The 22,556-nt window shown below is 73.1% G+C and carries 20 protein-coding genes and 1 pseudogene; 6 read left to right on the forward strand and 15 right to left on the reverse strand.

Features of this window, described 5'->3' with window-relative positions:
• The first annotated feature begins 104 nt into the window (after positions 1-104).
• Positions 105-1,214: an ABC transporter substrate-binding protein gene (locus EV562_RS27910; RefSeq protein ID WP_133889632.1), complete on the forward strand. Its 1,110-nt coding sequence runs from the start codon at positions 105-107 to the stop codon at positions 1,212-1,214.
• Between the two features lie 46 nt (positions 1,215-1,260).
• Here EV562_RS27910 and EV562_RS27915 read toward each other — a convergent pair whose 3' ends face one another.
• Positions 1,261-2,379 (reverse strand): serine hydrolase domain-containing protein, encoded by a 1,119-nt coding sequence (locus EV562_RS27915; protein ID WP_133889633.1) that lies wholly within the window; start codon positions 2,377-2,379, stop codon positions 1,261-1,263.
• A 189-nt stretch (positions 2,380-2,568) separates the two neighbouring features.
• Between EV562_RS27915 and EV562_RS27920 the strand changes: the two genes are divergently transcribed.
• A complete protein-coding gene (locus EV562_RS27920; protein ID WP_133889634.1) occupies positions 2,569-2,943 on the forward strand; it encodes a VOC family protein in 375 nt (124 codons plus the stop codon).
• Between the two features lie 285 nt (positions 2,944-3,228).
• Here the strand turns inward: EV562_RS27920 and EV562_RS27925 are convergent, their stop codons facing one another.
• From EV562_RS27925 to EV562_RS27955, 7 genes are all read right to left on the reverse strand, one after another.
• Positions 3,229-3,879, reverse strand: a complete 651-nt coding sequence (locus tag EV562_RS27925) for a YceI family protein (RefSeq protein WP_133889635.1) — start codon at positions 3,877-3,879, stop codon at positions 3,229-3,231.
• A 155-nt stretch (positions 3,880-4,034) separates the two neighbouring features.
• The gene (locus EV562_RS27930) at positions 4,035-6,521 is read right to left on the reverse strand and encodes a hypothetical protein (protein ID WP_133889636.1); all 2,487 of its coding nucleotides are present in this window, start codon (positions 6,519-6,521) and stop codon (positions 4,035-4,037) included.
• 63 nt (positions 6,522-6,584) lie between these two features.
• Positions 6,585-8,045 (reverse strand): Re/Si-specific NAD(P)(+) transhydrogenase subunit beta, encoded by a 1,461-nt coding sequence (gene pntB / locus EV562_RS27935; protein ID WP_166662032.1) that lies wholly within the window; start codon positions 8,043-8,045, stop codon positions 6,585-6,587.
• Positions 8,042-9,613: a Re/Si-specific NAD(P)(+) transhydrogenase subunit alpha gene (locus EV562_RS27940; RefSeq protein WP_133889637.1), complete on the reverse strand. Its 1,572-nt coding sequence runs from the start codon at positions 9,611-9,613 to the stop codon at positions 8,042-8,044. Before EV562_RS27940 ends, pntB begins: the two co-directional genes overlap by 4 nt.
• Positions 9,614-9,772: 159 nt before the next feature.
• Positions 9,773-10,336 (reverse strand): TetR/AcrR family transcriptional regulator, encoded by a 564-nt coding sequence (locus tag EV562_RS27945; protein WP_133889638.1) that lies wholly within the window; start codon positions 10,334-10,336, stop codon positions 9,773-9,775.
• 44 nt (positions 10,337-10,380) lie between these two features.
• Positions 10,381-11,772 (reverse strand): amidase, encoded by a 1,392-nt coding sequence (locus EV562_RS27950; RefSeq protein WP_133889639.1) that lies wholly within the window; start codon positions 11,770-11,772, stop codon positions 10,381-10,383.
• Positions 11,759-11,968: a hypothetical protein gene (locus EV562_RS27955; RefSeq protein WP_133889640.1), complete on the reverse strand. Its 210-nt coding sequence runs from the start codon at positions 11,966-11,968 to the stop codon at positions 11,759-11,761. Before EV562_RS27955 ends, EV562_RS27950 begins: the two co-directional genes overlap by 14 nt.
• Before the next feature lie 169 nt (positions 11,969-12,137).
• Here EV562_RS27955 and EV562_RS27960 point away from each other — a divergent pair, with 169 nt between their 5' ends.
• Positions 12,138-13,061: an MBL fold metallo-hydrolase gene (locus tag EV562_RS27960; protein WP_133889641.1), complete on the forward strand. Its 924-nt coding sequence runs from the start codon at positions 12,138-12,140 to the stop codon at positions 13,059-13,061.
• Between the two features lie 178 nt (positions 13,062-13,239).
• Here the strand turns inward: EV562_RS27960 and EV562_RS27965 are convergent.
• The 3 genes and pseudogenes from EV562_RS27965 to EV562_RS27975 form a co-directional block, all read right to left on the reverse strand.
• A pseudogene (locus tag EV562_RS27965) lies at positions 13,240-13,482 on the reverse strand (TetR/AcrR family transcriptional regulator C-terminal domain-containing protein); the annotation flags it as partial.
• 90 nt (positions 13,483-13,572) lie between these two features.
• A complete protein-coding gene (locus EV562_RS27970) occupies positions 13,573-15,051 on the reverse strand; it encodes an FAD-dependent monooxygenase (RefSeq protein ID WP_133889642.1) in 1,479 nt (492 codons plus the stop codon).
• Between the two features lie 164 nt (positions 15,052-15,215).
• Positions 15,216-15,887, reverse strand: a complete 672-nt coding sequence (locus EV562_RS27975; protein ID WP_133889643.1) for a TetR/AcrR family transcriptional regulator — start codon at positions 15,885-15,887, stop codon at positions 15,216-15,218.
• Between the two features lie 221 nt (positions 15,888-16,108).
• Between EV562_RS27975 and EV562_RS27980 the strand changes: the two genes are divergently transcribed.
• Entirely contained in the window at positions 16,109-18,019 is a 1,911-nt protein-coding gene (locus tag EV562_RS27980) for an RICIN domain-containing protein (protein WP_133889644.1), read from the forward strand.
• A 91-nt stretch (positions 18,020-18,110) separates the two neighbouring features.
• A complete protein-coding gene (locus tag EV562_RS27985) occupies positions 18,111-18,692 on the forward strand; it encodes a dihydrofolate reductase family protein (RefSeq protein WP_133889645.1) in 582 nt (193 codons plus the stop codon).
• Positions 18,693-18,715: 23 nt separating this feature from the next.
• Here EV562_RS27985 and EV562_RS27990 read toward each other — a convergent pair whose 3' ends face one another.
• Both EV562_RS27990 and EV562_RS27995 read right to left on the reverse strand, forming a co-directional pair.
• Positions 18,716-19,612, reverse strand: a complete 897-nt coding sequence (locus tag EV562_RS27990; protein ID WP_243860206.1) for an alpha/beta hydrolase — start codon at positions 19,610-19,612, stop codon at positions 18,716-18,718.
• Positions 19,609-20,166 (reverse strand): quercetin 2,3-dioxygenase, encoded by a 558-nt coding sequence (locus EV562_RS27995; RefSeq protein ID WP_133889646.1) that lies wholly within the window; start codon positions 20,164-20,166, stop codon positions 19,609-19,611. Before EV562_RS27995 ends, EV562_RS27990 begins: the two co-directional genes overlap by 4 nt.
• A gap of 105 nt (positions 20,167-20,271) precedes the next feature.
• Between EV562_RS27995 and EV562_RS28000 the strand changes: the two genes are divergently transcribed.
• Positions 20,272-20,733 carry a MarR family winged helix-turn-helix transcriptional regulator gene (locus tag EV562_RS28000; protein ID WP_133889647.1) on the forward strand — a complete coding sequence of 154 codons (462 nt, stop codon included), beginning with the start codon at positions 20,272-20,274 and terminating at the stop codon, positions 20,731-20,733.
• Positions 20,734-20,754: 21 nt separating this feature from the next.
• On the opposite strand, the gene EV562_RS28005 is transcribed toward EV562_RS28000, so the two are convergent.
• On the reverse strand, positions 20,755-21,702 hold the full coding sequence (locus EV562_RS28005) for an endo-beta-N-acetylglucosaminidase H (RefSeq protein WP_133889648.1): 948 nt from the start codon (positions 21,700-21,702) through the stop codon (positions 20,755-20,757).
• A 254-nt stretch (positions 21,703-21,956) separates the two neighbouring features.
• Positions 21,957-22,244, reverse strand: coding sequence for a DUF6355 family natural product biosynthesis protein (locus EV562_RS35200; RefSeq protein WP_166662033.1), 288 nt, complete (start codon positions 22,242-22,244; stop codon positions 21,957-21,959).
• Positions 22,245-22,556 lie beyond the last annotated feature (312 nt).

Raw genomic sequence — 22,556 nt, forward strand, 5'->3', positions numbered from 1 at the left:
ACTCGCCGCCCGTCCGGCCGACTTGGCCGGCGCCCTGCCCCCGCGGGGGCAGGCGGTCGCATAAGCGGTTGCCCGCAGGTGCCGCCGGCGGATGCAATGGCCGCATGGTCACCGAGGTGCGCCCGCCGGCGCGAGACGACACGAACGCCCCCGTCCGGATCGGTGCTCTCGCGCCGCTGAGCAGGCCCGGCTGGGACGAGGCGGGCCGGCACCTGCTGGCCGGGATGGAACTGGCCGTGCACGAGGTCAACGACACCGGCGGCATCGCGGGCAGACCTCTGGAACTGGCGGTCCGCGACACGGCGGCGGATCCGGACCGGGCCGTGGCGGCCGTGGACGAACTGGCCCGGCTGGGCGTGGCCGCCCTGGCGGGGGAGTACCACAGCGTCGTCGCCCGCGCCGCCGCCACCAGGGCCGACGCACGCGGTCTGCCGTTCCTGTGCTCGTCGGCCGTGCTCGACGCACTCACCGACCGGCCGACGCGCTGGGTCGCGCGTCTGCCTCCGGTCCAGTCCCGCGGCTGGCGGATCTACGCGGACTTCCTTCTCGCCGCGGGGCACCGTCGCGTCGCCGTGGTGGCCGCGCCGAGTCTCTACTGGGAGACCGGTGTGCGCATCCTGCGGAACCACCTCGCCCCGCGCGGCGGCACCGTCGTCGCTCTCGACGCGCGCGAGCCGGACCCCGCGTCGGTGTGCGACGCACTCGTCGAGCAGGACGCGACCGTCCTTCTCGTCCTGGTCGGCCACCCCGAGCCGGCCGTGCCGATCGTCAGGTCCGTCCGCCGGGACCCGCGCCTGACCGGCGTCCTGATCGGTGCTCCGGCGGGACAACCCGAGTTCGGGACGTGGGCGGCCTCGCTGGGCGCCGACGGTGCGGCGGTCCCCTTCCTCCGGTATCTGCCCGAGGAACTGGGCCCGCTCGGCGCGCGCGTCGGTACGGCCCTGCGCGAGCGGCTGGCCGGCGCACCCTCCTTCGTCGCCTTCGAGGGCTACGACACGGTGGCGGTCCTCGCCGACGTGCTGCGCTCGCACGGCGTCGACCGGTCGCGCACCGCCGAGTCATGGGCAGGCGTCTCGGTCGACGGCACCCGGGGACGCATCCGCTTCTCGCGGGCCGAGGACACCGGCGTGTGGCAGTGGGCCGGAGCGCCGGTCCAGGTCGTCGACCGGGATCCGGCGGACCCCGGTCGCTTCCGCGTCCTGCACACCGGCTGACGCGCGAGCCCGCGGACGGTCGGGGCACTGGCCGGCTCGGGGAACGTCAGCCGTACAGCGCCAAGCGGTGCAGCGCCGCGAGCGCGTCGTCGATGGGATGGCGCCGCGGCCTGCCCGAGGCGTCCAGCACGTTCCACCTCTGGAGGTTCACCGCGACGGCCATGCGGCGCCCGCCGTCGGCGCGGATCCCCGCCAGCGCTCCCGCACCCCAGGCGGTGCCGCCGTGGCCCCAGAACACGTCGGGACCGGTCGTCTCGATCGGATGCAGTCCGAGGCCGTACTCGATCGTCCGCCCCTCCTGCGACACCACCGGCACGGTGCGCCGCATCTCGGCCAGCGACGACCGGCTGACGATCTCACCGGCCAGCAGCTTCCCGAAGAAGCGGTTGAGGTCCGAGACGGTGGATGTCAGGGAGGCCGCCGGTCCCACCCACGACATGTCGAAGACGCTGTAGTCGCGGGGCGGGTCGATCATGCCGAACCAGGCCTCGTAGAGGCGCGAGTGCGGCTCGCCCATGTACGGACCGGTGGGCAGCTCGGTGTGCCGGAGCCCGGCGCGTTCGATGACCTCGCGGGTGATGTACCGCTCGGCGGTGGTGTCTGTCACCCGCTCCAGGAGCCGGCCCAGGAGCAGGTAGTTGGTGTTCGAGTACAGGCCCGGGGTGGCGCCGGGGGCGCCGACGGCGGGAGCGGTGACCCCCAGCCCGATCAGCTCGGCGGGGTCGAACCGGGTGAACCGGTGGTCGTCCAGGCTCTCGGGCCCGGTGTCCGCGAGGGCCGGGAACGCCTTGAGGGACGGGTAGGCCCGGGGAAGGTACTCGGCGAGGCCGCTGGTGTGGTTCAGCAGCATCCGGACCGTGACGGCCGCGCCGCGGTCACCGGGGAGCACCCCCGGGAGGTACTGGCCGACGGGCGTGTCGAGACCGATCCGACCGCGATCGACCTGTTGCAGGACCGCGGCGGCGGTGAACGTCTTGGTGATGCTGCCGACCCGGTGGCGCATAGCGGCGTCGGCCGGGCGGCCGGTGGCCGTATCGGCGACCCCGGCGGCGCCCCGCCAGACCTGATCGCCGTCGATCACCTCGGCGAACAGGCCCGGCATCCCGGCGCGGTGGACGCCCTCGAGGGCTGCGTCAAGTTTCTCCGGATCCAGTGAGGCATTCATGACGCGGGTCCTTCCCCAGCTCTTCGACTGCCCTTGTACCCATTATGCACGCACCGCGTGCAACACCAAGTGCTTCAAGGGGAAGAAGCGATCGGGAGCGCCGAGCACCGGGTATGGCCACCCCCGCCTCGGGTAGGACCTTCCGTACGAGGGGGATGGCCAGGGCCTTGAGAGCGAGGAGTGCCGGACGTGATTCGAAAGCTGCAGGCGGTCGCGCTGGACTGCGCCGACCCGCTACGGCTCGCGGAGTTCTACGCGGAGCTGCTCGGCGGGCGGGTGGTCGCGGACCCGGACGAACCCGAATGGGTCGAGGTGCACGGCTTCGAGGGGACGCCCCTGGCCTGCCAGCGGGTGGACGGCTACCGGGCGCCCGAATGGCCCGGTCAGGACCGGCCCCAGCAGCTTCACCTGGACTTCGACGTGGACGACCTCGAAGGCGAGGAGAAGCGGGCGCTGGCGCTCGGTGCGACCGTCCTGGAGCGGACGGACCAGCTCCGACCGGACGCCAACTGGCGTGTCTACGCCGACCCGGCCGGCCATCCCTTCTGCTTCTGCCTGCACTGAACCCGCCGGGGGCTCCCGAGCGCCACCGCCCCCGCCGGCTCCGCCCCTGCTCTCGATCACGGCCACGGCTACGGCTACGGCCACGGCTCCGGCTCAGACGGAACAGTGCCGGTCAGGGCGTCTCGGTGGCCGTGCTCGCGGCGCGCTTCACCGCCGCCGTGCCGAAGGCCCGCGACGCCCGCCCGCCGACGCCGTGAGGCGGCTTCCGGACTCGCCGCGGCCGAGCGCCCGTGCCCCGTGCCGTTCCCGCCCGCCGACGACTGCGGCCGGCGGGCGGGAACGGACTCAGGAGGAGCGGATCGCGGAGATGTCGAACTGGAGGCGTACCTTCTCGCTCACCATGCTCCCGCCCGCCTCGAGCCGCTGGTTGTAGACCAGGCCCCAGTCCCTCCGGTCGATGGTGGTCGTCCCGTCGAAGCCCGCCCGCTCGTAACCGAAGGGGTCCATGACCGAACCGAGGTAGTCCAGCTGCAGCTCGACGGGCCGGGTCGTGCCGCGGATGGTGAGGTCCCCGGTCATGCGGAACGCCTCCGCCGACTCCTGCGTGGTGGAGGTGGAGCGGAAGGTCATCTCGGGGTGGCGGCGCGCGTCGAAGAAGTCCTTGCCGACCAGGTGAGCGTCCCGCTGTTCCACCCCGGTGTCGACCGAGGCGACGCGGATGACGATCTCGGCCCGGGACTCGGAGGGGCGGGCTCCGTCGAAGTAGAGCGTGCTGTCGTAGTCGGCGAAGGCCCCGCGGACCGTGGTGACCATGGCGTGCCGCACCGAGAAGCCGATCCGGCTGTGCGGGCGGTCGATGGTCCAGTGCCCGGTCAGCGCGCGGAGGGCCGGGTCGGGCTCGGCCGGCGCCGTCGCCGACCGCGCGGCGAACCGGTCGTGGTCGGCAGCCGTGTGCGGCTCGGCGGTGGCGGTCTGGCGGCGGCTGAAGATACCCATGAGTCGTAGGCCTTTCGAAGTGATCACTTCGTGTTATCACGAAGCGGATCAGCCGCCCATGGCGAGATGGGCGGCCTCGTCCGGCTTCCATGACCCCAGCCGCAAAGCTGCACCGGTTCGACACGTGGTCCTTCACACCTGCGCGCGTGAAACCCCTATCCGAGGCGCCCGAGCGCCTCCCGCAACCGCCGCGCGTCCCGCAGCCGTTGCTCGTAGGTGGCGCCCAGCCCGAGCAGCACCAGACCCGCCAGGGCCAAAGGCGCCCACCGGGGAAGCGCGCCGACCACCTGGACGAGGTACGGGGCGAGTTCGTGCAGCGTGACCAGCGCCAGCACACCCCCGCCGACCACCAGCGGCGCCTGGAGCCGGTGCCGGGCCCCCACCAGAGTCACCGCGAGCGCGGCGGCGCCGAGCAGCAGGGGGCGCAGCCAGTACCGGTCGTCCCAGGCCGCGAGCAGGCTCGGCACGAGCGTCACGCTCAGCCCGGCACCGTACGCCGTCCACGAGGAGACCGCCGTGTCACGGCGCCGGCGGAGCAACCCCACGACCAGCGCGGGCACCGTCACCGGCAGGGTGTAGGCCTCCGGCACGACGACGTCCCAGGCGGCCAGACGCACCCAGGCGGCCAGCAGGAACAGTACGGCAGCCGCCCAGCCTGCCGGACGCCGCTCAGGACGCAGCGCGGTGCCGGCCGCGACGACACCGCAGACGGAGAGCACCAGCGCCAGCACGGGCAGATCCGTCACGGCGAGCGCACAGGCGAGCAGACCCGCGACCCCGCCCGCCACCTCGACCGGCACGGTCGCGCGCGGGCCGGTACGCCCGGCGCAGACGGCGGCGACGGCGGGCACCACGAGGACGAGCAACGCCGTGTGGTGCGGCGGCCGGTCGGCCCACGCACCGATCGCACAGGCCAGGGCCGTGGCGTGAGCGAGGGCGGCCGGCGCGGCGAACGGAGCGGGCCCGGGGCGGCAGGCCGCAGCACCGAACAGGACCGTCAGCGAGGCGAGTACACCGATCGTCGCCTCCGCGGAGCCCAGCGAGAGGAAGGCGAGCCCGACCGAGGAGAGGAGAGCCAGCAGGAGCGCGGTGAGGGCAGGTGGCGACGGCCACCGGTCGGCACGGCCGGCCCGCACGGCGAAGCCCAGCGCCGCCACGACCACCGCCCCCTGCGCCACCAGCCCGGCCCCGTACGGCAGCCGGAGCACCACCGGAAGCACGGTGACGGCGGCCCAGCCGAGGACGAGCGCCCCCACGGTGAGGGGAGACCGCCGGGCCGTGTTCCGTCCGGCGACGAGCAACACGCCTGTCACGGCGGCGAGGACGAGCGGCACGGTGCTCGCGTACGGAGGCCAGGACACGTCCGTGAACACGGCCTCCCGGATGTCCCGCGGTGTGCCGGACCACGGCCGCGCACCCAGGGCCGCCGGACCGGACACCGTGCCGGCCACCAGGGGCACCGCCCACAGCACGGCGCAGCACTGGACAGCGGTCGACGCATGGACCAGCCCGCGGACCAGGGGCCGGGGCAGAGGTGTCCGCTGGGCCGTCAGCAGGGCGATCCCGCAGGCCAGGCACCCCGGCACGGTCCACTCGCCGGGCAGCGAGACCCACAGCACGCCGCCGGTGCCCGCGACCAGGGACAGTCCCGCGGCCGAGGCGAAGGCCACGGCGACGTCCGGGTTCTTCACGAACCGGCCGGTGACGAGAGCGACCGCCGCGGCCACGGCCAGGAGACCCGCGGCCCGAGCGGCCGAACCCGGGTCGGACGCGCTCCAGCAGAGCCACCCGGCCGACAGGACACCGGCGGCGCCCATGCCCGACGCACCGGTCACGGCGACGACACGTACCGGCAGCGAGGCCGTGCGCAGGGCGACGGCGGTGCTCGCGGTGGCCGTCGCCAGCAGCACGGCCGTGAGGCCGTACGGGCCCGCGCCGGCGGCGACCGCCCACAGCAGGAGAGGAAGGTGGGCGGTCGCCACGGCGAGCGGGACGGGGTGCCGGAGCCCGGCGCGCGCCCTCCGGACTGCCGGGGCGGCCCCGGGGGCGGCGGACCCCTCGATGGCGGGCGGCACCGGCGAGCGCGTCGCCGCACCGTACGCACCCCAGAGCGCCGCCAGGACGGCGGACGCGGCCGCCGTGTACCCGACGGCGCCGGTGCCGGCCAACGCCACCTCGTGGAGCGCGTAGGCGTCGAGCACCGTCAGGGCCGTCCCCAGGGCGGCCACGGCCTCGGCGGTCGACCGCAGCCCGCGCCGCAGCAACACCACGGGCGCGCCCAGCGCCGCGACGGTCAGAGCGCCGAGGACCAGCGCGCGCCCGGCGATCCCCAGGTGGCCCCAGCTGACGAGGGTGAACGCGATCGCGGCGACCGTCAGCAGCACACCACCGAGCATCAGCAGTACGTTCTGCACGCCGGGGGCGGTGGCCTCCGGCCGCCGGGCGACGGCACCCGCACCGGCGCTCGGCGGGCCACCCTTCGGCGAGGCCCCGGAACCAGGGCCGGGCCCCTGGGCGGCGGCCCGCAGGACGTGGATCAGCCACGCGCGGCGGTGCAGCAGCGCGGCGCGGCGCAGGTCGAGTTGCCGCAGCTCGGCGTCGAGGAGCCGGAGTTCCTCGGCCGGAGGCGGAAGGTTCGTCATGACTCGGAGTGTGGCCCTCGCCACGCGCGGGGACATGAGCGCACATACTCACCCCGTACTCATTCAGCGCCCCGCGGTCACCCCCCGCGCGGTGGCGGCCGGGCCGGGTCCGGTCCCGGAGCCGAGTGCTTCCAGGATCCCCTCGACGCTCTGCCTGGCGTCCCCGAAGAGCATGCTGCTGTTCTCGCGGAAGAACAGCGGGTTCTGCACGCCCGCGTAGCCGGACGCCATCGAGCGCTTGAAGACGACGACCTGCTCCGCCTCCCAGACCCGCAGCACCGGCATACCCGCGATCGGACTGGCGGGGTCCTCGGTCGCCGACGGGTTGACCGTGTCGTTCGCCCCGATGACCAGCACGACCGAGGTGTCCGCGAAGTCGTCGTTGATCTCGTCCATCTCCAGGACGATGTCGTACGGCACCTTCGCCTCGGCCAGCAGCACGTTCATGTGCCCCGGCAGCCGGCCGGCGACCGGGTGCACGCCGAAACGCACCTCGATGCCGCGCTCGCGCAGCCGCCGGGTCAGCTCGGCGACCGGGTGCTGGGCCTGCGCCACCGCCATGCCGTAGCCGGGGGTGATCACCACGGACCGGGCCCGGGCGAGCAGTTCGGCCGCTTCCTGCGCCCGTACCTCGCGGTGCTCGCCCTGCTCCTCGGCACCGCCCTGCGGGGCTTCGATGCCGAAGCCGCCCGCGATGACGGAGAGGAAGGAACGGTTCATCGCCTGGCACATGATGTAGCTCAGATACGCACCGGAGGATCCGACCAGGGCACCGGTGACGATGAGCAGGTTGTTGTCGAGCAGGAACCCGGCCGCCGCCGCGGCCCACCCGGAGTAGCTGTTGAGCATCGACACGACGACGGGCATGTCGCCGCCGCCGATCGAGGCCACCAGGTGCCAGCCCAGTGCGAGGGCCAGGGCCGTGACCGCCACCATCAACGGGAGACTCGGGGCGAGGGTGAACCAGACGGTCAGCACCGCGAAGAGGGCCAGCGCGCCCAGGTTGAGGGCGTTCCTGCCGGGCAGCATCAGGGGCCGGGACTTGATCCGCGCCGACAGCTTCAGGTACGCGACGACGGAGCCGGTGAAGGTGACCGCGCCGATGAAGACGCCGATGAACACCTCGGCGTGGTGGATACCGATCAGGTCGGAGGCGATCCGGCCCCGCGAGCCGTGGGCCTCGACCTCCAGGTAGCTGTTCCAGCCGACCAGGACGGCCGCGAGACCGACGAAGCTGTGCAGAACCGCGATCAGTTCGGGCATCTGCGTCATCTCCACGCGCCGCGCCCGCCACAGGCCCGCCGCGGCGCCGATCACCATGGCGAGCAGGATCAGCGCGACCGGCCCGGCGGAGACGCTCCGCGCCGAGACCACGACGGTCGCCGTCAGGGCGAGGGCCATCCCGGCTGCGCCGTACACGACGCCGGCGCGTGAGGTCCGGTGCTGGGACAGACCGGCGAGGCTGAGGACGAAGAGCAGCGCCGCGACCAGGTCGGCGGCGCGCGAGGCGGTCAGGGACGTCATCGGGATCCGCCTCTCGAGAACATGGACAGCATGCGGCGGGTGACGGCGAAACCTCCGAAGATGTTCACGCTCGTCAGCAGGATCGCCACGAAGGACAGCAGGGTGACGAGGGTGCTCTCGTGTCCGATCTGTACGAGGGCACCGATCACCACGATGCCCGAGATGGCATTGGTCACCGACATCAGCGGCGTGTGCAGGGAGTGGTGGACCTTGCCGATCACGTAGTAGCCGATGACGACGGCGAGTGCGAACACCGTGAAGTTCTGCGCCAGTTGGGCCGGAGCGAAGGCGACCATGAGGAAGGTCGCCAGCATGCCGAGGCCGATGAGTGCGAAGCGCCCCGCCGGGGTGAGCCGGGGCGGCCTGGCGCCCACCGGCGGGGCGGAGGCCGCCGGCGGTTCGGTGGCGGGCGGGGCCGCCGACACGGCGACCGGGGGAGGCGGCCAGGTGACCGTGCCCGCACGGACCACGGTCACGGTCCGCTGCACCACGTCGTCGAAGTCGAGCACGAGCCGGCCGTCCTCGCCGGGGGTGAGCAGCCTGAGCAGGTTGACCAGGTTGGTGCCGAAGAGCTGCGAAGCCTGGGCCGGCAGCCGGGACGCGAGGTCGGTGTAGCCGATGAGGGTCACACCGTTGCCGGTCACCACGGTCCGGCCCGCGACGGTCCCCTCGACGTTGCCGCCCTGGGCGGCCGCCATGTCGACGACGACGCTGCCGGGTCTCATCGCCGCGACGTCGGCGGCGCTCAGCAGCCGCGGAGCGGGGCGTCCGGGGATCAACGCGGTGGTGATGACGACGTCCACGTCCCGGGCCTGCTCGTGGTACAGCTCGGCCGCGGCGCGGTCGTAGTCGGCCGAGGTGGCCCTCGCGTAGCCGTCGGCGCTCTCCTCCTGGGCCACGTTCACCGCGAGGTACTCACCGCCCAACGACCTCACCTGATCGGCGACTTCGGGCCGGGGGTCGGTGGCGCGGACGATCGCCCCCAGACTGGACGCGGCCCCGACGGCGGCCAGCCCCGCGACACCGGCCCCGGCGACGAGGACCTTGGCCGGCGGCACCTTGCCCGCCGCGGTCACCTGTCCGGTGAAGAAGCGGCCGAAGGCGTGCGCGGCCTCGATCACCGCCCGGTACCCGGCGATGTTCGCCATGGAGCTGAGCACGTCCATCGACTGCGCCCGAGAGATCCGCGGCACCGCGTCCAGGGCGAGCACCGTGACGTCACGTGCGGCCAGCGCCTCCAGCAGCTCGGGACGCTGCGCGGGAGCGACGAGAGCCACCAGCGTCGTCCCCGCGCGCAGCGTGGCGATCTCCTCGGCGGTCGGGGCGTTGACCTTCAGGACGACGTCGGCGGCCCAGGCCTCGCCGAGACGCGCGCCCGCCTCGGAGTAGGCCCCGTCGCCGAAGCCGGAGGCGGCGCCCGCCCCCGGTTCGACGACGACCTCGTAACCGAGGCCGAGCAGCAGGCGCACCGTGGAGGGCGTCGCGGCGACGCGAGTCTCCCCGGGCAGGGACTCGGCGACGACGCCGACGCGCTGGGGTGGTTGGTGATCGAGTTGCTGTCCAGTCATGTCCAGTCTCTCGTCGAGGCGTTGTTGCCGGGTTCCGTACCCAAAGGAGGGGGCGCGGCACCGAAAACGCGGATGCCGGACCGCCGCCCGGCCGCGTTGCGACGGACAGCGCAGGCGCCGGTGGGGGAGAGGTCCGCGGACGTCGCGCGGACACCCTGGTCAGAGTCCGGTCCGCCCCAGGACCTGCGCGACGAGCCGCCCGGCGTACGCGGCGTCGAGTCCGTCCGGGCGGAAGAGAATCCGGTACATCAAGGGGGCGACGACCCGGTCCATGACGGTCTCGACATCCGGTGTGTCGTCCCCGCGTCCGGCCGCGCGGGCGAGAACGATCCCGAGCTGTTCGGCAGCGTAGGCGGAGCACTGGCCGGCATTGCCGCCGTCCGGGTCGCCGAGCAGGGCGTCGCGGACGTAGGCGCGGCCGGCGGGGGAGGCCATCTCGTCGAGGAACTGCTCGGCCCAGGCCGTCAGATCGGTGTCCAGGGCGCCGTGGTCCCCGGGTGCGGTGTCCGGGCGGAGGCGCTCGACCGCGACGTCCGACAGCAGCTCCTGCAGGTCGCCCCAGCGCCGGTAGATCGTCGACGGCGTCACACCCGCACGTCGGGCGACCAGCGGTACGGTCAGGGCGTCCCGCCCCACCTCCGACACGAGCTCGCGCACGGCGGCGTGCACGGATGCCTGGACCCGGGCACTGCGCCCGCCGGGGCGCACCATCTGCCTGCTCATGGAAGCCACCTTAAAGCAACGACATTGCCTCTATGGGGCGGTGCTCACGCGGCGTGCGCGAGCCCGCGGGCCGGCCGGGTCCGCTCGTAGGCGTGACCGGCCCGCAGGAGCACGTGTTCTCCGAGCGGCGGACCGAGCAGCTGCATGCCGATGGGGAGGCCCCTCGTGTCGTGGCCGACCGGCAGGGACAGCGACGGTATGCCGGTGATGTTGGCGGGAGACGACAGGCGTACGTAGGCGTCGGACACGCCCTCGGTGGTGCCGTCGGACCAGGTGATCGTCTCCTGGCCGGCCCTGGCGGCGGTCGCCGGGACGGTGGGGGCGGCGATCAGGTCGACCTTTCGCAGCAGGGCCGCCCACTCCCGGCGCATGAGGGTGCGGGCCCGCTGGGCGCGCAGGTAGTCCCCGGCACCCATCAGTTCACCGGCCTCGAGCAGGATGCGGACGTCGGCCTGGTAGAGCTCGGGGACGGTGCGCAGCGTGCGCTCGTGGTACGCGGTGGCCTCGGGCACCATCAGTCCCCACTGGGTGGCCTGGAGGTAGCGGGTCATGGGGATCTCGACCTCGACGAGACGTGCGCCGAGTGCCTCCAGCCGGTCGATCGCGCTCCGGACGGCGGTCTCCACCTCCGCTTCGACGTGGTCGAAGTAGTAGTTGCGCGGCACGCCGACGCGCAGCCCCGTCAGGTCGGTGTCCGCGGCCGGCCGGTACCGCGCCGCCGGTGGGGCCGGCGAGGCGGGGTCCCGGGGGTCGTGTCCGGTCAGGGCGCCCAGGACCAGGGCGGCGTCCTCGACTGTGCGGGTGATCGGGCCCACGTGGTCCAGTGACCAGGACAGGGGCGTGACGCCGTGCCGGGGGACGAGGCCGTAGGTCGGCTTGAGCCCGACGACCCCGTTCAGCGCGGCGGGCACCCGGATCGAACCGCCGGTGTCGGTGCCCAGGGCGAAGGTCGCGGCACCCGCGGCGACGGCGACGGCGGACCCGCCGCTGGAACCTCCGGCGACTCGCCCCGTGTGCCACGCGTTGCTGGTCTGCGGGGTGGTCAGCCCGTAGGCGAACTCATGGGTGTGGGTCTTGCCGACCAGGACCGCGCCGGCCGCCTCCAGTCGGGTGGCGACGGTGCTGCTGGCCTGCGCGCGGTGACCTGCGCGGACCCGCGAACTGGCCGACGTCGCGATACCGACGACATCGATGAGGTCCTTCAGGCCCATCGGGACGCCGTGCAACGGGCCGCGGTGGCGGCCGGCCGCGATGTCCTTCGCCGCGGCACGAGCGGCCCGGCGGGCGTGTTCCGCGGTGACGGTGACGTAGGCATTGAGCTGCGGATCCGTCTGTCCGACGCGTTCCAGTACGGAGTCCACCAGGTCGACGGGGGACAGGCGCCGGGTCCGGATGGCGTCGGCGGCCGCGGCGAGGGGCAGTTCATACGGCTGCATCGTGCGTCTCCTGGTCCGCGCGGTAGGCGGGGGCGGGCGGGGTGTCGGCGAAGTCCAGCTCCCGCAGGACGGCGACGACCGAGTGGATGTGACGGGCGGTGGCCGCGACCGCGGCGTGTCGTTCCTCGGGCAGCAGGAGTCCGGCGCGGGCGGCCCAGCGGGCCGCCTCCGGCGGAGTGGGTTCGGGGGCGAGCACGGGCTCTCTCCTCTGGATCGGGCGACGGGACAGGACGCGACACTCAAACGCTAAGTGTTTGCGTTAGCTGGACTGTAGGTTCTACTGTGCTCAAAAGCAAAAAGATTGCATTAGTGCGCCAGGTCCCGCCCCGCGCCCACCGGAACGAACGCGAAGGAAGCGAACGAGCATGAGCACCGCCCCGGCCACAGCCCGGACCGCCGTCCCGTACTGGACGGTGGGAGACGTCCGCGTCCACCGCATCGACGAGGTGGCCCTGCCGGCCGCGACCGGAGCCTGGCTGCTGCCCGGCGCCACCCCGGACCTCGTCGCCGGGCAGTACTGGCTGAGTCCCGACTTCGCCGACGACGAGGGCGGCCTGCGCATCGACAGCCACAGCTTCGCGTTCACCGTCGGCGGCTCCCGCGTTCTGGTGGACACCGGCATCGGCAACGGCAAGGAGCGGGCCAACCCGGCCTGGCACGGCCTGCACACGGAGTACCTCCAGCGCCTCACCGCCGCCGGATACCCCCCGGACGCCGTCGACCTGGTGGTCCTCACCCACCTGCACGCCGACCACGTCGGCTGGAACACGCGGCGCGAGAACGGGAAGTGGGTCCCCACCTTCCCCAACGCCCGTTACCTGACGTCCCGCACGGAGCGGGAGTTCTGGGCCGGGTACGACATGGATCAGGCGCGCAGGCAGATGTTCCGGGACTCCGTGTTCCCGGTGGAGGAGGCAGGGCTGCTCGACCTCGTGGACGTCCCCGCCGAGGGCATGGAGGTGGTCCCGGGCCTGCGCCTGATCCCCACTCCCGGGCACACGCCCGGCCACCTCGCCCTTGAGCTGACCAGCCGCGCCCGGACGGCAGTGATCACCGGCGACTGCATCCACCACCCCGTTCAGCTCGCCCACCCCGCCGTAGGAGCCTGCGTCGACATCGACCCGGAAGCGTCCGAGGCCTCCCGCCGCGAACTGCTCGGCCGGCTGGCCGACACGGACACCCTCCTCCTGGGCACCCACTTCGCGCCGCCCACCGCCGGCCGCGTCGTCACAGACGCGGACACCTTCCGGCTCCTGCCCGTCCCCGCCGGTGCCGCTCGGCTCCGATGAGAGGGGGCACGTCGCAGGTTCGGTCCATGACGACCGCCGACGACACGGCCTGCGAGTGCCGCGCGGCCCGGCCGGAGGGACGTCGAGGCGCTCCACGCCCTCGACGGGCCCTTCACCTCCGGCACCGCGCCATCGCGCCCTCGTCCGGCGAAGCGGGATCTTCACATGGCCATGCCGGTCAGCCGAGTCTGGCGGCCACGGCGTCGAGGACCCAGTCGAGGCCGGTCGTGAAGGACTCCTCCGCGTCCACGTGCGTCCCGTCGTGCACGGCCCTGGCCAGTGCCGGGTAGCGGCCCGTGGCCAGCATCCGTGTCACATGGGGCCCGCGTGCGCGCTGCCACTCGCTCTTGGACAGGCCCGTGGCCCGCTCGGACCGCAGGTCCGTGATCTCGCGCCTGATCGCGCCGGTCTGGAACGCCGCGTGGGTCCGGACCCGGCCGAAGCGCTCGCGCTGTTCGACCGGGTCCAGCCGTCCCGTTGAGCGGTGTCCCCCGGGCCGCCGGAGGGTGTGTCAGCCGGTCGGCTCGCCGAACCAGCGGGCCAGGTGCCCGTCCAGGTCCCGCTGGTCGTCGCCGGTCCAGGCCACGTGGCCGTCGGGACGTACCAGGACGCACGGAACGTCCAGCGCCGCGCCCGGGTCGGCGAGGTGGTCGACGCGGTCCGACCAGGGGCCCGCGGTCAGGTGCCCCGTGCGGTCCAGCAGCAGGCCGCGACCGCGGTGCAGCAGACCGTAGAGGCGGCCCTGTTCCACCTCGACGTCCTCGATACGGCGGCCGAGCAGGTCGGGGCCCTCGCCGAAGTCGTACCGGATGCCGGTCGCGGTGATCTTCTCGGTGAGGCGGCGGTTCACCTCGTCGAAGCCCATCAGCTCGGTGAGCAGTCTGCGCACGGCCTGCGGGCCGGGCTCGGTGGAGTGCAGTTCCATCTGGGCCCGGGTGTTCTCCAGCACGTCCTCGGCGACCGGTCGGCGTTCGGCCTGGTAGGTGTCCAGCAGGGTGTCCGGTGCCCAGCCGCGGATCCGCGCGGCCAGCTTCCAGCCGAGGTTGAACGCGTCCTGGACGCCCAGGTTGAGGCCCTGCCCGCCGGTGGGCGGGTGGATGTGTGCCGCGTCGCCGGCCAGCAGCACCCGTCCGACCCGGTAGTGCTCGGCCAGCCGGGTGGCATCCCCGAAGCGGGACAACCAGCGCGGCGAGTGGACTCCGAAGTCGGTCCCGGCGACGGCGCGCAGCCGCTCCTTGAAGTCCTCCAGGGTGGGCGCCGCCGTACGATCGCCGACTCCCGCACCGGGGACCACGACGCTGTAGATCTCCGGGCCGAAGGGGCGCAGCCAGAACCGGTGCCGGGTCTCGCTGACCCGGGCCACCCGGGCGGCGACCTCCTTCGGTGGCAGACCCACCTCCATCTCGCCCATCAGCGTCTCGTTGCGCGAGGGCTCGCCCGGGAAGCCGACGCCCAGCAGCTTGCGCACGGTGCTGCGCGCGCCGTCACAGCCCACGAGGTAGCGCGAGCGCAGCCGTTCCCCGCCCGCCAGCTCCACGGTCACACCCTTGTCGTCCTGCTCGAGACCGGCGACCGCGCCCCCGTGCCGGACGCGCGCCCCCAGCGCCACCGCGTGCTCCTCCAGGAGCCGGACGACGACCGGCTGCGGAATGCCCAGCAGAAAGGCGTACTCGGAGTCCGGGTTCGCGGGCGCGGGCGCCGGGATGGCGGCGAAGAGTCCGCCGATCGGGCGCCGCCTGCCGTGCTGGAGGAGGCGGTCCAGGAGTCCGCGCATGGCCATCAACTCGATACTGCGCATGTGCAGGGCCACGATGCGGACGTACGACGCGGGCTCGGTCTCCCGCTCGAGAACGAGTACCCGCACACCGTGCAGCCGCAGCTCGGCGGCCAGCACCGCGCCGGTCGGACCGCAGCCGGCGACGATCACGTCGAAGTCGTGCGCGGCCGTCCCGTCGGATGACGGCGCGGGGGTGAACTGCCCAGATTGCATGGGTGTTGCCTTTCGGGAGTGCCTTCAGTTCGAGGCGCTCCCGGCGACGTCTGCGTCAGTCGCCGGCCATGACGGGAAGGGGGAGCACCCACGTCGATACAGCGTTCATGGGTCTCACCTCCTCAGGCGGTGTCACGGTCGACCGAAAGGTACAAGTACGGGCGTCACCGCGTCCAGTCGTCATCCGCGGCGAACCGTTCGGGCGCCAGCGTGCCCAGCAGCGAGCGGATCACCAGATCCGTGGACGCGGCCATCTCGACGGCGCAGGGATCGAGGAGCCACTGGACCTGGAGGCCGTCCATGACCGCGATGATCGCGTTGGCCGCCTGCCCCGCACGGGCCGTGTCGGCCCCGGTCAGCCCGCAGGCCTCGGTCAGCGCGTCGGTGACGAACGCGCGCAGTCCGGTGTAGCGGTCGCGGAAGTAGGCCTGCGCGGGATGCTCGTCGGTGACGGATTCGGCGGACAGCACGGCGTAGAGCCGGACGATGCCCTCCCGTTCGGCGTTGCGCCCGGCCGTGTCGACGAGGTGGCGCAGGAAGGCCAGCCCGTGCGGGCGCTCGGCGCCCAGCTGTTCGATGTCCTGCTGGTCGCGGAGTTCGAGCACGCTGGTGAGCAGCAGCGCCTTCGACCGGAAGTAGTGCAGGACACCGGCCTGGGTCAGCCCCGCCCGGTCGGCGATCTCCGCGAGGGAGGCGTTGTTGTACCCGCGGGCGGCGAAGGTGTCCGTGGCGATGCTGAGGATCTCCTGCTGCCGCCGGACGGCTTCGGGACTGCGCGGGGTGCGGGGCCCGGCCTTCGGTCTGCGCGTGGGCCTGCCCACTGATCGGTCGCTCACGGCGACAGCCTACGGTCTGTCCCGCCGTCCGCTCCGTGCTCCGCCGACCCGCCGACCGGAGTGACGCAGACCACTTACTAAGTACTTAGTAAGTGTGCTTTCATGGCGCCGTCGTCCCGCGCTCCACGGTCTCGGTACCGACCGGACCGGAGACCGGCTCCGTACGCCGCTCCGGGTCGCCCGGTACACCCCGCCCCGCACCGAAGCGAAGGAGTACCACCATGCCGACCAGTACGAGATCCCGCCCCTCGACCGCCCGGCCCGCCACCGCGGGCGTCGTCGCCCTGGCCCTCACGGGTCTGACCGCCCTCGGTCTCGGCCTGGCGGGCACCGGAACCGCCCGGGCCGCCGATCCGGTCGCCCAGGTGTGGGTCACCACACCGGACGGCTCCAAGAGACTCACGGCCGAGGGCGACATCCCCTTCACCGGCAGCCCTCAGCCCGTCGACATCCGGATCGACGGCGGGGCCGAGGGGCAGCGGTTCACCGGCGCGGGCGCCTCCGTGACGGGTGCGTCGGCCCACCTCGTCCAGAGCCTGCCCGCGGACCGGCGCGGTGAGCTGATGCGGTCGCTGTTCTCCACCGCCGGGGACGGCATCGGCCTGAACTACCTGCGCCAACCGCTCGGCAGTACCGACTTCGACGCGACCTACGACCCCCACTCCTACGAGGACACCCCCGGCCGGTTCTCGATCGACCGGGACAAGGCCGAGATCATCCCCGTCCTCGAACAGGCCACCGCGGTCAACCCGCGCATCCGCTTCATGGGGACACCCTGGTCCCCGCCGGCCTGGATGAAGAGCGGCAACTCCCTCAACGGCGGGAGCCTCGCGCCGGAGAACTACGGGGCGTACGCCGACTACCTGGTCAAGGCGATCAAGGCGTACGGCCAGGAGGGCATAGCGCTCTCCGACCTCACCGTGCAGAACGAACCGGAGTTCGCGACCACGTACCCCTCGATGTCGATGACGTCGGCGCAGCAGGCCGACTTCCTGAAGGTGCTGGACCCGAAGCTGACCGCGGCCGGACTGCCCACGGAGATCCTGGCCTTCGACCACAACTGGGACCACCCGGGCTACCCCCTCGACGTCCTCTCCCGCACCGCGGGCATCGACCGTGTCGTCGGCGCCGCCTTCCACTGCTACGGCGGCCAGGTCTCCGCGCAGCAGCAGGTCGCCGACGCGGGCGAGCGCGTCTTCTTCACCGAGTGCTCCGGCACCGACAGCGCCGACGCCTCCCGGACCTTCGCCGACACCCTGCGCTGGCAGGCCGAGAACCTCGTCGTGCAGAACTTCCGCCACGGCGGCGAGACCGTCCTCACCTGGAACCTCGCCCTGGACCAGAGCGGCGGTCCCCACCAGGGCCACTGCGCCGACCGCTGCAACGGGGTGGTCGAGATCGCCGGCGGCAACGTGACCCGCAACGCCGAGTACTACGTGCTCGGCCACGTCAGCAAGTTCGTCCGGCCCGGCGCCACCCGCATCGGCTCCAGCAGTCAGGGACCCGGGGGTGTGCAGAACGTCGCCTTCCGGAACCCCGACGGCTCCCGCGTCGCCTACGTGGTCAACACCGCCTCCGGCTCCCAGCGCTTCTCCGTCACCGACGGCGGCAGGTCGCTCGCCTACACGCTCCCGGCCGGCGCGGTCGCCACCTTCGTGTGGAGCGGCACCGGTGGCGGACCGACCGGCCCGATCGACCCCGGCGCCTGGTACCACGTCGTGAACGGCGGCAGCGGCGCCTGCCTGGACGCAGCCGACTGGGGCACCGCCAACGGCACCGCCCTGCAGCAGTGGGCCTGCGGCGGCGGCGCCAACCAGTCCTGGCAGTTCCGCCCCACCGGCGACGGCTACTACCAGGTGGTCAACCGGCACAACGCCAAGGCGTGGGACGTCGACGGCGGACCCGGCGCCGGCGCCGACGGCACACGCGTCCAGCTGTGGGACTACGTGGGCGGCACCAACCAGCAATGGCGCCCCGAGCAGGCCGGCACCACGGGCGGGTACCGCTTCGTCGCCCGGCACAGCGGCAAGTGCCTCGACGTCGACGGCGCCTCCACCGCGAACGGGGCCCGCCTGTCCCAGCGCCCCTGCGCGTCGTCCGCCGCGCAGACCTTCACCCTGACGGCAGGCTGACCTCGCCGGACCCCCTCCCGCCGGGCCGATGACTTTCGGGCCCGGCACCGGTCGTATCCGGTGGACACATCACCGCAGGAGGGACAGACCGATGCCCGACCTCATGATCGACTTCATCGTCTCGCTCGACGGGTACGCGGCCGCGGAGGGCTGGCCCGGCTTCTGGGGCATGGAGGGGCCCGAGTACCTGGCCTGGCTCGACGGGGACGCCGAGAAGCAGCACACCACTCTCATGGGCGCCACGACGTACCGGCTGATGTCGGGGGTCGCCCGTGACATGCCCGACGACGCCGGCATGGCCGGACTGACCGCGATGCCGAAGGTGGTGTTCTCCTCGACGCTCGCCTCCCCGTTGTCCTGGGACAACGCGGAACTCGTCCACGGGGACCCGGTCCCGGCCGTCCGGGACATGAAACGGGACGGGACGCGGCCGCTGCGCACCCTCGGCAGCCTCACCCTGTGCCGGTCGCTGCTCGAGGCCGGTCTGGTCGACCGCTTCCGCGTGGTCGTCTTCCCGGTCATCACCGGCGCGACGGGCCGGGACAGGATCTTCGACCAGTACCCGGACGTCAGCCTCGACCTCGTCGAGAGCCGCGTCTTCGACGGGCGGCTCCAGCTCCTCGAGTACGCCCCCACGGTCCTGGACGGGCCGCCGCCGGCACAGGCCCGCTGAACCGCCGGGCGCCCTCCGGGGCGTCAGGCACTCCGCCCGGTGGCACGCACCACGAACCGCAGCGACTCGTCGAACACGGCCTCGACCTGGGCGCCGGACAGGCCGTACCAGCCGTGGTCGGCGCCGGGCACGGTACGCAGGCGCACCGGTGCGCCCAGCCCGTCCAGTCGCGCCGCGAGATCCCGGCTGTGCGAACACGCGACCATGCTGTCCTCCTCGCCGTGGAAGAGGAGGAGGGGAGGTGCGCCCCGGTGGGCGTGGGCGAGGGGGCTGGCCTCCCGGGCGAGGTCCGGTGAAGCCGCCGGGGGTCCGCCCAGCAGCAGGGCTTCCGGCGTGGTGGGGGAGTGCGGATCGAAGGGGCCGCGGGCGGCGGTCAGATCGGCGGGCCCGTACCAGACGACGCCCGCGACGGGGGCCGGCTCCGTGCGGGTGAGGGCCAGGAGCGAGGCCAGGTGCCCTCCGGCCGACTCGCCCCAGACCACCGTCCGGTCGAGGTCCAGGTGCAGCTCGTGGGCGCGCAGCCCGAGCCAGCGCAGTGCCGCACGAAGGTCCTCGACGGGCGCGGGGAAGGGCGCTTCGCCGCTGAGCCGGTAGTCGGCACAGGCGACGGCCACGCCGGCCGCGGCGATCCGCGCGAACGGTCCGGGGTCCCAGTCCCGGGTCAGCATCCCCATGTCGTCGCGCCGGCCGCGGAGCCAGGCACCGCCGTGCACGAAGAGCACCAGGGGGAGGGGGCCCCGGCCGGTGTCCTCGGGCAGCCAGAGGTCCAGTTCCAGCGGCCGGCTCCCCACGCGTTCGGCGAAGGGGACACCCCGCAGCACCCGTGTGCCCGACGCGCCGCGGGCCGCGGGCGGCAGGGGTGCGACGTCCGGGTGGGGCGCGGCGATCAGCTCGCGCAGCGGGCGGAGGCCGGGGGTCACGGGGTGTGCCACCGGTGGTCGGGGAGGAACCGCACGTCGTACTCCTCCGCCACGGTGGCGAACCGCTGGGGCTCGGGCACATACGGCTCCGGCGGCAGCCCCAGTGCTTCGGCGGGGGTTCCGAGGGTCTCGAAGAAGCGCTCGAAGGTGTGGCCCGGCCCGGCGGCGACGCCGACGACCTGGCTGTGGTGGCGTTCCATGCGGTAGGCGTGCCGGCAGTTCTTGGGCACGAAGCCGAAGTCGCCGGGGGTGAGCAGCTTCTCCTGCTGGTGGCCCTCGGTGTCCTCGACGAACAGCCGGACCGCGCCCTGAGTGATGTAGAAAACCTCGTGGGTGTCGGTGTGCAGGTGGGCCGGGATGATGTCGCCCTTGGGTCCCTCGACCGTGAAGAAGTTGAACGTGTTCTCGGTCTGCTCGCCGCCGGCGTAGACCGTGATCAGATCGCCGAAGAGGTGGGCCCGGTCCCCTTCACCCTTCTCGATGAAGTAGGGCTTGCCCGGGTCGGCGGGGATGCGAGAGGCGCGCCGGTAGCGTGTGGCGTACTCGATGGTCATGGCTCTCCCGGGTCGGCGTCAGTGCAATGTCAGGTAGCCTGACACAAGGGGGCGCCGACCGCCAAGTGGGCCGACGCGTGACCCACCGTCCACCGTGAGGAACCGATGCACACCGGCGACCGAAACCTCCCGCAGTTGCTGGGCGACGCCCGGCGCTGGTTCGACGAGGCCCTGCTGGCGGCTCTGGAAGCGGCCGGTGCCTCGCAGGTCTCCCTGACGCAGCTGGGTCTCTTCAGCGTGCTGGACGAGGACGGCACGACCGTGTCCGAGCTGGCCCGCCGGATGGGCGTCACCCGGCAGACGGCACACCAGGCCGTTCACGGCCTGGTGCACCTCGGGCTGCTGGAACAGGCACCCGACCCCGCCTCGGCCCGGCGCCGGCTGATCCGGCGGACCCCCTCGGGAAGGCGTGCGCACCAGGAGGCCAACCTCGTCCTGGAGCGGCTGGAGGGCACCCTCGCCGAACGGATCGGCTCCGAGGCGGTCGGTGCGCTGAGGGCCGCCCTGGAGGCGCCGTGGGGACCGGTGCCCGCCCCCGGCCCGGGCGCCGGCCCCTCGCACCCGTGACGGGCTCGCCGACCGGCCCGCCTACGGCGTGTAGTGAGCCTCGCTGCCGTACAGCTCCCTGGTGAACGCGGAGATGTCCGCGCTGCGATCGCCGCCGTCGAGGTTGTACGTCAGGAACACCCCGTACCCCTCGTCGACGGTCCGGCGGGCGAGGCCGGCCGCCGTGCCCTGGGAGGTCCGGCCGATCTCGACGGCCGCCGGAGACAGCTGCGTCCTCGGCAGCCGGGCGCCGGGGACCCGCCAGGTGCCGTAGTACGGATTCCAGGAGTAGTCGAACGCGGAGGAGACGTCGACGCCGCCGTACGACAGCCGCGACGCGGCCGGACCGATGTCGTAGAGGCTGATGATCTTGTCCGGCATGTTCGCGCGCAGCGCCGTCACCAGGTGCACGAAGGAACCGTCGTTGGGCTGACCGGTGCCGTTGTTGCCGTACTCGGCGTATTCGTCGTCGAAGTCGACGCCGTCGAGGCCGTACCGGGCCACGGCGTCCGAGAGCTGCTTCGCGAACGCCGAAGCGGCCTGCTGGGACGGGAAGTTGGCGAATCCCGCGCCCTGGTGGTTGCCGAGCACCGAGAGGAGGACCTTGATGCCCTTCTGCTGCAACGGCCGCACCTGGGTGGCAACGTTGTCGAGCACGCGCTGCACGTTCTCGTTGAAGTGCAGGTACGCCGACTTCGTGCCGGTGTCGTAGTTGATGTTCGCCGCGAAGATCACGGCGACGTCGAAGACGTTGCCGCCCCCGTCCGCCAGGGTGTACTTGCCGACGTTGAGCATGCTGTTGTTGTTCACCTCGATGTAGGCCACCGAGGTCGGACCCTGCTTGGCGGGGGCGGGGGCGGGGGCGGGGGCGGGGGCGGGGCCGGGGCCGGCCGGCGCGCCGGCCGCCGCGGTCGCACCGAGGACGAGGGCCGCGACGGCCGCGAGCGCCAGCGTCGCCCTCCGCACTCTTCTCCGTACCGGAGTGAACATGGGTGTTTCCTCCCAACGCGGGTCGGCGCCCCGCCTGTTCGGAAACGCCGAGCGAGTGCTTCCAGTCTTCCCCCGTGGTGACCGGAGCCCGGGGGGTGTGCCGGAACTCTTCACGGCTTCCCCGCACGGCGCGGTGCGGACGAGTGCCCGGGCGGTGCGGACGAGTGCCCGGCCGTCGCGGAACGGCCGGTGCGGCCCGGCCCCCGGGAGGGCCGGGCCGCACTGGTTCCGGGCCGGCCGTCCTCGCCGCCGGCTCAGCAGGTGCGGCCGGTGTACCAGGCGCCGTCGATGTCGGAGCTGGAGCCGATCCAGGTCACGCCGGGCACCACGCACCGCTCGCTGTTGGGCCCCCAGTCGTCGATCTCGATGACGATGTGGGAGCCGTCCGAGGTGCAGTGGTTGTAGTAGGCGTCGGAAGCGGTCTCGTAGAAGCCGCAGGGATTCGCGGCGGCCGGGCCGGCACTCAGGGTGAGGGCGCCGACGGAGGCGAGCGCCAGGGAGAGCGAGGCGAGCGCGCTGGTCACGATGCGACGAAGGGGCAAGGTGAGCTCCTAACAGTGGGGGACCGGCGGCGGGGACCGCGGTGCCCGTCGATCCGTTGTCGATGCGCGCCCAGACTCACAGTTCGCCGGAGGCCGTGGTGATCGGCGGCGGCACCGTTCACCCGGCGAAACGATTAGGTGCTGCGCCGATCAGTTGATCCCGGCCGGTTTCCCGGAGAGCGTCGCCCGTGCCGTGGAAGAGCGGCCCCCGGGGACACTTGCCGGTCCGGGGCCGTCCAGGGTCCGTGCCGCCGGTCCCGCAAGTGGCTCAGCCCGACGCCACCGAAGTGGCCCACACGGGGGGAGCGGCCC

This window comes from Streptomyces sp. BK208 (assembly GCF_004364245.1).
Classification (GTDB): Bacteria; Actinomycetota; Actinomycetes; order Streptomycetales; family Streptomycetaceae; genus Streptomyces.